This is a genomic window from Silvania sp. (assembly GCF_051656365.1).
Taxonomy (GTDB): Bacteria; Pseudomonadota; Gammaproteobacteria; order Enterobacterales; family Enterobacteriaceae; genus Enterobacter; species Enterobacter hatchlandensis.
The window spans coordinates 126,049-137,319 of sequence record NZ_JBOGBT010000075.1; the positions used below are offsets into that span (position 1 = coordinate 126,049).

Annotated in this window: 13 protein-coding genes; 6 read left to right on the forward strand and 7 right to left on the reverse strand. The window is 53.8% G+C overall.

Going from position 1 to position 11,271, the window contains the following annotated elements:
• Positions 1–48: 48 nt before the first annotated feature.
• Both araF and ACRDD5_RS14870 read right to left on the reverse strand, forming a co-directional pair.
• Positions 49–1,038, reverse strand: coding sequence for an arabinose ABC transporter substrate-binding protein AraF (araF, locus tag ACRDD5_RS14865; RefSeq protein WP_271282337.1), 990 nt, complete (start codon positions 1,036–1,038; stop codon positions 49–51).
• Positions 1,039–1,353: 315 nt separating this feature from the next.
• A complete protein-coding gene (locus ACRDD5_RS14870; protein WP_438677150.1) occupies positions 1,354–1,911 on the reverse strand; it encodes a DJ-1/PfpI family protein in 558 nt (185 codons plus the stop codon).
• A gap of 522 nt (positions 1,912–2,433) precedes the next feature.
• Between ACRDD5_RS14870 and ACRDD5_RS14875 the strand changes: the two genes are divergently transcribed.
• Positions 2,434–2,937, forward strand: a complete 504-nt coding sequence (locus tag ACRDD5_RS14875) for a non-heme ferritin-like protein (protein ID WP_438677151.1) — start codon at positions 2,434–2,436, stop codon at positions 2,935–2,937.
• A 171-nt stretch (positions 2,938–3,108) separates the two neighbouring features.
• Entirely contained in the window at positions 3,109–4,452 is a 1,344-nt protein-coding gene (locus tag ACRDD5_RS14880; protein ID WP_438677152.1) for an anaerobic C4-dicarboxylate transporter, read from the forward strand.
• A 79-nt stretch (positions 4,453–4,531) separates the two neighbouring features.
• Here the strand turns inward: ACRDD5_RS14880 and ACRDD5_RS14885 are convergent, their stop codons facing one another.
• Entirely contained in the window at positions 4,532–4,783 is a 252-nt protein-coding gene (locus ACRDD5_RS14885) for a DUF2766 family protein (protein ID WP_271268579.1), read from the reverse strand.
• 95 nt (positions 4,784–4,878) lie between these two features.
• Positions 4,879–4,962: a stress response protein AzuC gene (gene azuC, locus ACRDD5_RS14890; RefSeq protein WP_098946254.1), complete on the reverse strand. Its 84-nt coding sequence runs from the start codon at positions 4,960–4,962 to the stop codon at positions 4,879–4,881.
• Positions 4,963–5,176: 214 nt separating this feature from the next.
• On the opposite strand from azuC, the gene ACRDD5_RS14895 reads away from it, so the two are divergent.
• The gene (locus tag ACRDD5_RS14895; protein WP_438677153.1) at positions 5,177–6,598 is read left to right on the forward strand and encodes an MFS transporter; all 1,422 of its coding nucleotides are present in this window, start codon (positions 5,177–5,179) and stop codon (positions 6,596–6,598) included.
• Between the two features lie 41 nt (positions 6,599–6,639).
• On the opposite strand, the gene ACRDD5_RS14900 is transcribed toward ACRDD5_RS14895, so the two are convergent.
• Positions 6,640–7,278 (reverse strand): RpiB/LacA/LacB family sugar-phosphate isomerase, encoded by a 639-nt coding sequence (locus ACRDD5_RS14900; protein ID WP_271268581.1) that lies wholly within the window; start codon positions 7,276–7,278, stop codon positions 6,640–6,642.
• A gap of 245 nt (positions 7,279–7,523) precedes the next feature.
• Between ACRDD5_RS14900 and yecR the strand changes: the two genes are divergently transcribed.
• Both yecR and ftnA read left to right on the forward strand, forming a co-directional pair.
• Complete coding sequence (gene yecR, locus ACRDD5_RS14905) at positions 7,524–7,865, forward strand: YecR family lipoprotein (RefSeq protein WP_271282332.1); 342 nt, start codon at positions 7,524–7,526, stop codon at positions 7,863–7,865.
• A gap of 207 nt (positions 7,866–8,072) precedes the next feature.
• Positions 8,073–8,570: a non-heme ferritin gene (ftnA, locus tag ACRDD5_RS14910; RefSeq protein ID WP_271282331.1), complete on the forward strand. Its 498-nt coding sequence runs from the start codon at positions 8,073–8,075 to the stop codon at positions 8,568–8,570.
• Positions 8,571–8,605: 35 nt separating this feature from the next.
• Here the strand turns inward: ftnA and ACRDD5_RS14915 are convergent, their stop codons facing one another.
• Both ACRDD5_RS14915 and ACRDD5_RS14920 read right to left on the reverse strand, forming a co-directional pair.
• Positions 8,606–8,845: a YecH family metal-binding protein gene (locus ACRDD5_RS14915; protein WP_438677154.1), complete on the reverse strand. Its 240-nt coding sequence runs from the start codon at positions 8,843–8,845 to the stop codon at positions 8,606–8,608.
• A gap of 67 nt (positions 8,846–8,912) precedes the next feature.
• Positions 8,913–9,254 carry a hypothetical protein gene (locus ACRDD5_RS14920; protein ID WP_438677155.1) on the reverse strand — a complete coding sequence of 114 codons (342 nt, stop codon included), beginning with the start codon at positions 9,252–9,254 and terminating at the stop codon, positions 8,913–8,915.
• A gap of 249 nt (positions 9,255–9,503) precedes the next feature.
• Between ACRDD5_RS14920 and tyrP the strand changes: the two genes are divergently transcribed.
• Positions 9,504–10,715, forward strand: a complete 1,212-nt coding sequence (gene tyrP / locus ACRDD5_RS14925) for a tyrosine transporter TyrP (protein WP_438677156.1) — start codon at positions 9,504–9,506, stop codon at positions 10,713–10,715.
• Positions 10,716–11,271 lie beyond the last annotated feature (556 nt).

Consider the following 11,271-nt stretch of genomic DNA (forward strand, 5'->3'; position numbering starts at 1 on the left):
TAGTGAACGTCTGGCCCCCCAGTCTGCGGGGGGCACAATCACAGTAAATTACTTACCGCCCAGTCCTTTTTTCTCAAGCTCTGCTTTGAAGTTGTCGCGGGTGATCAGCACCACGTCGGTCACTTCGGTAAATTTCGCGGGCTCAGCCCCTTTGGTCACCCAGTTGTAGAGCATTTCGCTGGATTTGTAGCCGTGAACGTCCGGGCTCGGCAGCAGGGAGCCGTAGAAGCCGGTGCCCTGCGCTTTTGACAGTTCGCTCACCGCATCAACGCCGTTGATACCGATACCGATAACGTCAGCCGCTTTGAAGCCCTGCCCTTCGGTGGCGCGCACGCCGCCCAGCACGGTGTTATCGTTCATCCCGACCACCAGCCAGTGTTTCACTTCGGAATGCTGAACCAGCATTGAGTTCGCCGCATCAAAGGCGCCCGGGATATCGTTAGATTTGGTTGGCACTTTGTAGATCTGTTTTTCCGGGAAGCCCGCTGCTTTCAGAGCCTCCATCGAACCGCTGGTGCGTCGACGCGCGGTATCCAGTTCATCGGCGGTAATCGCCATCACGGCGGTGTCTTTCACATCCCAGCCGCGTTTTTGCATCTCTTTGTACAGCTCTTGTCCCTGACGTTCGCCGATTTTGGTCGCCGCCATCATCACCAGCGGTACGGTATCCATCGGTACGCCTTTGGCATTGACGAACTGGTCATCCACGGCAATCACTTTCATGTCGTAGCCGCGGGCTTTGGCGACAATCGCCGCGCCCAGTTTTGGATCCGGAGTACAGATGACAAACCCTTTCGCGCCGCTGGCTGCCAGGCTATCGATAGCATTCAGCGTTTTTTCACCGTCAGGCACGGCGATTTTGATCACTTCAAAGCCTAAATCTTTCCCGGCTTTATCGGCGAATTTCCACTCGGTCTGGAACCAGGGTTCTTCCGGCTGCTTCACCAGAAAACCGAGCTTTAAGTTTTCCGCCATAGCGGATTGTGACATAACGGCAGCCAGACCAATGGCCGCCAGCGCTTTAGTAAATTTGTGCATGGTAAACTCCAGCTTCAGCGTTCTTTTATGTAGGGAAAAAACTTCTCAATATTTTTTTATCGGACTTAAAACAAGGCATTAGCGCCAGGTGCGTTTAAAGCGCATTTGCTTGAGATAGTTTTAGCGGGAAATTAATCATCCATAAGAGAGCGCCATCACAGCGCAGAATTACAGTAATTGCGTACATACATTCAGCGGGAAATGACATAAAAAAGCACAGATTTGTCAGACAAATAGAAAGGGGTAAAGCAGATTAGTCCATAAGACCAGCTAAGGAATCCTTGTCATCCGGGCGCCTTGACGCCCGGACTTCAGCTACCAGGGGTAGTAGATGTGTTCGGCGTGATCCCGCACGGGGGCTTCATCACCCAGCAGGCGGGCAGAAATCGTCAGGGCAAAGTCAAACGCATGGCCCAGGCCTTTACCGCTGATCAGATTGCCATCTTCCACCACCGGCGCATCAACGTACTCACCATCCTGTACGTCCTGCCAGAGATCGCCTGAACAGACGTAGCGGCGGCCTTTCAACAGGTCGTTTCCGCCCAGTACGCGGGCTGCGGCAGAGCAGATGGGGCAGATATACTTGCCCGCTTCGTCATGGGCCGCAACAAAGCGCAGCACCTCGGCATTGGCCGCCAGGTTCACGCTGCCCTGCGGGCCGCCCGGCAGGACGACGGCATCGTAGTCGCTGTCGATTTTCTCGCTCAGGGTGCTGTCGGCAACCATCGGGATATTGTGGTAACTCACCACTGCCCGCGACTCAGCGCAGGCCAGGGTCTCAACGTCAATGTTCAAACGGCGCAGGATATCAATCGTGACGATTGCTTCCGCCTCTTCGAACCCGGGTGCCAGCAGCACCGCAACTTTTGCCATAATAAACTCCATGATATAAAAAGATAAAACAACGTTTCATTTTCACAGAGTCGGTCAGGCTAAACTTCCTGCTGGATCACAGAACGGCAGATTGCCCGCAAAAATGATCGTGCGCAAATTCTGGAAGTTGTAAAGATATATTAATAGTGCATATCACTAAGAATCTCCTTGGGTGAAATAAATTCATAATCGCACGCAGACTTATTTTCTGAATTAAACAACAAATGTTCAGCAACGTTAATGTCACTATCCAGGAGTGAATATAAATAATCTTATTAAACAATTGGTTATATTTTTACCACCTGTTCGGTAAATTATGACACCTGCACTATTGCCCTTATCTAAATATGTTCGATGAATAGTAAGAATATATTTATAAGCATTCTCTTATGAAAAATGGGCTGTTATTATTATTTTAATAATCACCCGAAATGAATAACCGATCACATACAGCGCTGACCGAATGAATCTATTATGGCGATAATTCCCCCAAATATGTTTCTCGGAAATAAGGAAGTTGCTATGGCTGTCTCCGGTATAATGAACAAACTGAACACGCAAATGAATCTTGAGTTTAATGCGTCCAATCTCTGCCTGCACCTGAGTGAGTGGTGCTCAGAAAACAGACTCAATGGCACCGCCACCTTCCTGCGTACCCAGGCCCAGAGCAACGTCACCCAGATGATGCGCGTGTTCGAATTTATGAAAGCGTCCGGTGCCACCCCGGTGCTTAAAGCAACAAGTATGTCCAATGAAGCATACTCTTCGCTGGAAGAGCTATTTCAACGGATGCTGGAAGAGTATGAGCAGCGTCATTCCACCCTGATTCAGCTGGCGGATAACGCCCGGGAAATGGACGACCTGCCAACCTTCGATTTTCTGCATGATATTGAAAAGGAACAGGAGCAGGATGGCTTACTGTTAAAAACGCTGATGGATGAGGTGTGCCTCGCGCGCCGCGCCGGAATGTGTCAGGAGCAGACGGATCGTCATCTTCTGAATGTGGTGAATTGCCAGCATCACTGATCGCCTGCCTGCGCATTATTACCCGCCAGCAACGGGTGATAATGTGTTGCTATAAAGTTACCAACTCATTGCTTTTGTTAACCTTTAACAAATCCGATCTGGCTCCCACCCTATACCCTTACAACGTGTAATGATTTGGCAGAATTCTGCCATCGTTGACAAGGGAGTCTCATGATCACTGTTGAATTTATTGTCATTATCCTCTGCCTGCTAATCGGAACCCGGTTCGGCGGTATGGGGCTGGGCCTGATAAGCGGTATTGGCCTGTTTATTCTGAGCTTTGTTTTTGGCCTCCAGCCCGGTAAGCCCCCGGTTGATGTGATGCTGACGATCCTCGCGGTGATTGGCTGCGCGGCCACACTGCAAACCGCGGGCGGTCTGAACGTGATGATGCAGTTTGCCGAGCGACTGCTCAGACGGCATCCGCAGCACATCACCCTGCTCGCCCCCTTCACCACCTGGACGTTGACCTTTCTGTGCGGCACCGGGCACGTGGTCTATACCATGTTCCCGATCATTGCCGACATCGCGCTGAAAAAAGGCATCCGCCCGGAGCGCCCGATGGCGGTGGCGTCCATCGCCTCACAGATGGCAATCACCGCGTCGCCGGTGTCGGTGGCCGTGGTATCGCTGGTGTCGATCCTCGCCGCCCGGCACGGAGTGGGTCACGCATTTGGCATTCTTGAGATCCTGGCGGTCTCGGTGCCTGCCTCGCTCACCGGGGTGGCGATTGCGGCACTCTGGAGCCTACGTCGCGGGAAAGAACTGGCCGATGACGAGGAGTTTCAGGCCCGGTTACAGGATCCTGAGCAGCGTAAATTCATCTACGGCAGCACCGATACCTTGATGGACCAGCGCTTTCCGAAACAGGCTTACTGGTCGACGTGGATCTTCTTCGCCGGTATTGCGGTGGTGGTGCTGTTAGGCGCCCTGCCCGATCTGCGCCCGGCGTTCGAGGTGAAAGGCAAAATGACCGCGCTGTCGATGAATCTGGTGATCCAGATGATGATGCTGATTGCCGGAGCCGTGATGCTAATGGTCTGTAAAGTCAATGCTGCGGCGATTTCGAACGGGGCGGTGTTTAAGGCCGGGATGGTAGCGATTTTCTCGGTGTTTGGCGTGGCGTGGATGAGCGATACCTTTTTCCAGGCGCATCTGGACGAGCTGAAGATGGCCCTTGAGGGCGTGGTGAAAAGCCACCCCTGGACCTATGCCATTGTGCTGTTTCTGGTATCGAAGCTGGTAAACAGCCAGGCCGCCGCGCTGACGGCGGTAGCGCCGATGGGGCTGATGCTGGGGATTGAACCGAAAATGCTGATTGCCTTTTTCCCGGCGTCATACGGGTACTTTGTCCTGCCGACTTACCCCAGCGATCTGGCCTGCATTGGCTTTGACCGTTCTGGAACCACGCGCATCGGCAAATTCATCATCAACCACAGCTTTATTCTACCGGGGCTGATCGGCGTCAGCTGCGCCTGCGCCATGAGCTATCTGCTGGTCGAAACCTTTATGTAACCTTTATCCGGGCGGCCGTCGGCCGCCCGTTCACATATTTTTCACAAACCCATTTTCAAATTCGAAACATCGGTTTATTTTAGTGAGATTCGCCCTGTGGGGTGAACTTAAGCTCGATCAGCGCAATGGCTTTCTGCACTGCACGCAGCGTGACCGGGTCTGCCGAGGCAGGATTGCTGGCGAAATCGATGCTTTTCAACTGGCTGGACATCTTCTCACGCACTTCGGCTGGCGCGATAATTTCGATCACATCAAGGATTTGTTTGATAACCAACTGGCAGGCAACAACGTCAGAGACCAGTTCCTGATCGGCACTCAGGTTTTGAGACATAGGCTTCTCCTGTATTAAAGGCCGCCATAGTAGCAAAACGCTCGCCCCGATGCCGTTTGCAGGCATAAAAAAACCTGCCGCAGCAGGTTTTTTTATCAGAACATCGCGCCAGGCGGTACGTCCTTGAAGGTTTTGCAGTAGCTTTCAAACATGCTTTTCAGGATTTTGCGCAATTTCATCGGTTTACTCCAGATTATGTGTTATGCAGGTGTTTTCTTTTGATGCGCACATAATATGATCTCCATCACAAATTTCAATCATTTTGTGATATTCATCACGCAGGTTTATTTATAATAAAACCCTGTTCCGATTAAAAAATATTATAAATCAGATAATTAAATACAGTCGTATTCCAGTAAAAATTTCAAATCTTTTTTAAGTGGCAGAGGAAAAATGACAGACAACATCTCCGGAAAAGCGTCCAGCGGGATGTCCCCCGCCGCGCTGCTGGTGGCAGGTGCGTTCTTTATGGAGTTTCTCGACGGCACCGTGATTGCCACGGCGCTGCCCGATATGGCGAGAAGCTTTGGCGTGCAGGCCGTCGATCTGAACATCGGTATCAGTGCGTATCTTATCACCCTGGCGGTGCTGATCCCCGCCAGCGGCTGGATCGCCGATCGCTTTGGCGCGCGCAAAGTCTTCACCCTTGCGCTGGCGATCTTTACCCTCGCCTCAGTGCTGTGCGGCCTGGCAAACACTGTCGATCAGTTTGTCGCCATGCGCGTGCTGCAGGGCATGGGGGGGGCGTTAATGGTGCCGGTCGGTCGACTGGCGGTGCTACGCACCACGCCAAAACATCAGCTAATCACCGCCATTGCTACCCTCACCTGGCCTGCGCTGGTGGCGCCCATCATCGGCCCGCCTCTGGGCGGCTTTATTACCAGCTACGCCGACTGGCGCTGGATCTTCTTTATTAACGTCCCGCTGGGGCTGATTGCCATCGTACTGGCGCTGCGCATTATTCCCGACATCTATGAAGAGACGCGCCGTCCCTTCGATATACCGGGCTTTATCGCCACCTCGGTGGCAATGGTGAGCCTGGTCTACGCCATGGAGTCGATGGGATCTCAGCACGTTAACACCGCCCTGACCCTGGCGCTGCTGGTACTCGGGGGCGTGACCCTGACCTATGCGCTGCGCCATTTCCGCCGCGCGCCGTGGCCGATGATCCGTCTGGATGCTTTGCAGGTGCCAACGTTTCGCGTGACCATGTACGGCGGCTCGCTGTTCCGGGCCTCGATCAGCGCCGTGCCTTTCCTGCTGCCGCTTATGTTTCAGGTGGGATTCGGGATGGACGCGTTTCATTCCGGGCTGCTGGTGCTGGCGGTTTTTGTCGGCAACCTGACCATTAAGCCCGCCACCACGCCGCTGATCCGCACCCTGGGCTTTAAAAAATTGCTGCTGATTAACGGCGCGTTGAACGTGCTGGCGCTGCTGGCCTGCGCCCTGTTAACCCCGCAAACCCCGGTGTGGGTCATTATGCTGGTACTGTATCTCGGCGGGGTGTTCCGCTCGATTCAGTTTACCGCCATCAGCACCCTCGCCTTTTCCGATGTGCCTTCCCCGCAGATGAGCTACGCGAACACCCTGTTCTCGACGGCGACGCAGCTGGCAGTGGGGTTGGGGATCACCCTGGGCGCCATCGGGATCCGCATTGGCGAGCTGTTCAGCGAGATGCTGGGGATGGCGACGCTGCCGGGGATCAGCTTCCGCCTGGCATTCGTGGCGATTGCGCTGGTCTGTCTGCTGGGGATGTTTGATACCCTGCGGCTGGTGAAAGATGCGGGCAGTGCGGTGTCGAAAAAGCAGGCATAAAAAAAGCCAGCAGATGCTGGCTTTGATCTGGTGTTGGCAATTTAGCCGGTAATACCGCGAACAAAGGCTTCGATCTCTTTATCCTGGCAGTTCTCATAGAAGCACTGCTGGAAGCGCTGACCGGAAACCGCAGTTTTAATCAGCTCTGGATCGATAGCGCGCAAGGTGTCGAGATAGTTCTCTTTCACCACCGCAGCTTTAACCTGATTCAGGATGCCCGCGTTGCGAACCTGTGGCTCTTTACGCTCTGGCGGGTAGCCTTCGCCTTTACGGCCAGTGAAGGCTTTTTCAAAGATAAAGCGCACGTTCAGCTCTGCGCCCCAGCCGAAGCCTTTGGCGAATGGCAGTGAGAGCGCGTTACCGTTGTTGATTTGGGCAAACAGGAAGGCATCAGCAGGATCGATGCAGTAGCCGCACACCACACCCGGATGGATGTTCAGGGACATCAGCGCGCCCTGACCGGTGCCGCAGCCGGTGACCACGAAATCGACCGCTTTTGAGTTCAGCAAAATGCTCGCCATGATCCCCAGGTGAATGTAGGTCAGGTGATGGTCGTTTTCATCGCTCATGCCTACGTTGTAAACCGGGAAGCCTTTGTCATCGGCAACGGCTTTTAACTCATTGAGGATGGTGGCGTTTTTGTTCGCCTGACTGTTTTCCATCATCAGTGCAATTTTCATTCTTCGTCTCCTGAATACGATGCGGACGTCCCGCTGTGAATAGCTAACCCGACCAACCTTACTACTAAGCAAACGCACTTTCAAATTAAGTGAAAAATAGTTTTAAAAAATTAAGAGGCGCTCACAATTTTGGGATCGGAAGAGGGTTTTACATCGATTTATGGGCAGATTGCGCGGCTAATCCAGCCATTGCAGGATTGTTATGGCGGTAGTATAGGTTATTTCAACTCCATCCAGAGCGTTCTATGAAGAGATTATGTACGGTTGGCCTGGTCCTGCTGCTGGCGGGTTGCGGCATCACTCGCAAAGCAGAAGTCAGCAGCGTCGATGTAACGTCGGGTATCGTCCGGCTTGATTATGGTCAGCCCATCTTTCAGACTTCACACGATGACGCCTATATCACGAGTGCCACCGCGACCCGCGAATGTCAGGCAATGGGGTACAGCACCGCCACGGCTTATGGTCAGCCGGTGGAAACCTGCAGCGTCATCAGCGGTTCCCTGTGTCTGAATTCCACCCTCACCGTCCAGTATCAATGTCATGGCTATGCCCCGCGCCCTGCCGTCACGACCTCGGCTTATTATTAAGCGTATTGCCAGCGAGACTGCTGGCAATAATAACGTTAAACACGAAACAGAATAATTCTCATTAATAATATTTAATTCAGCGCAATGCGTGTTATTCCCATTACTGTTATCATCATTTAAATAATTACGTTACCTTTTGCAAATAATTAAATAACAAATTATAGTGGCGTTCACGTTGACCTGTTAATAATAAAACGGAGCTACACCATGCTTAAACCCGAAATGATCGACAAGCTGAACGAGCAAATGAATCTGGAGCTTTACTCCTCCCTGCTGTATCAGCAGATGAGTGCCTGGTGTAGCTATCACAGCTTTGAAGGTGCGGCGGCATTTTTACGCCGTCACGCGCAGGAAGAGATGACCCACATGCAGCGTCTCTTTGATTATCTTACCGATACCGGCAGCCTGCCGCGCATTAACCCGGTGGCCTCCCCGGTGGCGGAATACGCCTCTCTCGACGAACTGTTCCGCGCCACGTACGAACATGAGCAGCTGATCACCCAGCAGATTAATGCCCTGACCCATGCCGCAATGACCAGCCAGGATTATCCAACCTTTAATTTCCTGCAGTGGTATGTGGCAGAGCAGCATGAAGAAGAGAAGCTGTTTAAATCGGTTCTCGATAAACTGTCGCTGGCAGGTAAATCGGGTGAAGGTCTGTACTTTATTGATAAAGAGCTGTCGACGCTCGACGCCCAGAAATAATGACTATGCGGCGTCGTAATGACGCCGCATTATTATTAATGGCGGCAGATTTTACTTTCGTGAGTTGAAAACCCCTCTTCCAGCGGAATAAATTTACCGCGCGCCGCCAGAAACGTCACCAGCTCCGCCGCCGTCAGGTCAGATGCCGAACAGGTGTGAAACCGCGCCGCTTCCCCGTAGCGTGCGGTAATTGCCGCAACCAACCGCTGTTCCGTATACTGCTCGCCAGAATCAATCATCATTGTCAGCACGTCGTGCCCATGAACAGATGCCATAACCCCTCCACAAAGAAAGGTGCAGCGTAAACGCTTCTTGCCCTGCCTGCCTTGCGCTGGCTCAGGTTTACATGCAGCCCGCACAGCTGGTACAGCGCCAGTCCTCGCGGTTTACCGCATGGTAAAACTGGCGATAGTAGTCCGTTTCCAGCGGAATACCATGGTCAAAAAAGAGATCGGTCAGCCATTCCACGTTCTCAATAATCCACTCATCCTCCGGCAACCCTTGGGCGAAAGTTTCATCCTCGGGATCGATAATGGAGTAGATGGCCCAGGTGCCCATATCCTTCTCCTGCCGGGATTCGGGCAGATTCAGCAGCTGTCCCTGCCAGTGGAGGATCCAGTGCCCGTGACACAATAAATTGCCTGACCGGCTCCATTTCGCGCTGAAGGGGTTGCTCTCGGGCATCGTGGCCTCACTTTTTTTGATTATTTATTAGAATTGTTTACGTTACGCCGGATTATCAAACGAAAACATTCTCCTTATGAACCAGGCACCTACCCACAATTTGCCGGGCATACGCCCAGCGGCGGACTTAACACATATATTGTAAAGTTCTGGTTACACCCTTTGTAACGCCGGTTTGACGAATCTGCGCTTTTCCCTTACGCTGCGCCGCAGATTTTGTCGCGATGACGTGTGGTTGTAGAGGAAAGCGTGAAAAACAGAACTCTGGGTAGTATTTTTATCGTCGCCGGGACGACGATTGGTGCAGGGATGCTGGCGATGCCGCTGGCGGCAGCAGGCGTGGGGTTTGGCGTCACGCTGGTGTTATTGGGGACATTATGGGCGCTGATGTGTTACACCGCCCTGCTGCTGCTCGAGGTTTATCAGCATGTTCCCGCCGATACCGGGCTCGGGTCGCTGGCCGGGCGTTATTTGGGCCGTTTTGGTCAATGGATAACCGGCTTTAGCATGATGTTCCTGATGTACGCCCTGACTGCGGCCTACATCAGCGGTGCGGGGGAGCTGATCGCCTCCAGCGTCAACGACTGGTTTAATGCCGATATTTCCCCGTCGACCGGGGTGATCTTCTTTACCCTCATTGGCGGCGGCGTGGTCTGCGTGGGGACGTCGCTGGTCGATCTGTTCAACCGCTTCCTGTTCTCGGCAAAAATCGTGTTCCTGGTAGTGATGCTGGCTCTGCTGGCGCCGCATATCCATAAGGTCAACCTGCTGACGCTGCCGCTGGAAAAAGGGCTGGCGCTGTCGGCGATCCCGGTAATTTTCACCTCGTTTGGCTTCCACGGCAGCGTGCCGAGCATTGTCAGCTATATGAACGGCAACGTGCGCAAGCTGCGCTGGATCTTTATTACCGGCAGCGCCATCCCACTGGTGGCCTATATCTTCTGGCAACTGGTGACGCTGGGCAGCATCGACTCGTCCACCTTTATGGGGATGCTGGCCAGCCATTCCGGGCTCAACGGGTTACTGCAGGCGCTGCGTGAAGTGGTTGCATCACCGCACGTGGAGCTGGCGGTGCATCTGTTTGCCGATCTGGCGCTGGCGACCTCGTTCCTCGGGGTTGCGCTGGGCCTGTTTGATTATCTTGCTGACCTGTTCCAGCGCCGCCGTACCCTCGGCGGGCGTCTGCAGACCGGGGCGATCACTTTCCTGCCGCCGCTGGCGTTTGCCCTGTTCTATCCGCGTGGGTTTGTGATGGCGCTGGGCTATGCCGGTGTTGCGCTGGCGGTGCTGGCCCTGCTGCTGCCGTCGCTGCTGGTGTGGCAAAGTCGTAAGCATCATCCCCAGGGCGAGTACCGCGTACCGGGTGGGAAACCGGCCCTGTGTCTGGTGTTTGCCTGCGGGATTATGATTATCCTGGTGCAGTTTGGCATTGCGGCGGGGATACTGCCGGAAGTGGGGTAAAAAGAAGGCTCATTTCGATGAGTAATGCTCGTCAGTTAAGCAAGCTCACGCTTATTTATTCGTTATTTTGCTGACTACCAAGCCCTTTGAGGAAAAAGTGGAACCGTTCCGTTCACTCTTAATCCTCTGCTTCCTGTCTGACGTGCTGTGGTGAACGTGTAAAGGGGGCCGCCGCCCCCTTTACAATCCCGGCTTCCGGCACAGAAAATCGCCGCTGCGCGGTCCCTTCGGCTTCGGGTCGGGCGTGATCCTACATCCATGTAGGTCACGCCCTCTCGGCGCATCCCTGCGCCTCGCCCCGGCCTGCGGTCAACGCCTCAGCGATTTTCAGCCGGACTTACGCTCCCTCCACCGTCTCAGCGGTCTGAATGGGGCACGGGTGTTGAGTCCCCGCTGAAATCGGCGAACCGGAGACCGGATGACAAGGGCTGGACGCCAGGGATGGCGGACAGAGGCGACGCGAGACAGGATGTCGAGTTGAGCCGACCGCAGGCAGGAGGTCGTGAGGTGAGCGTAGTGCGAAGCACCGATTTCGTCGCGGGGCCGCGGGGATTGG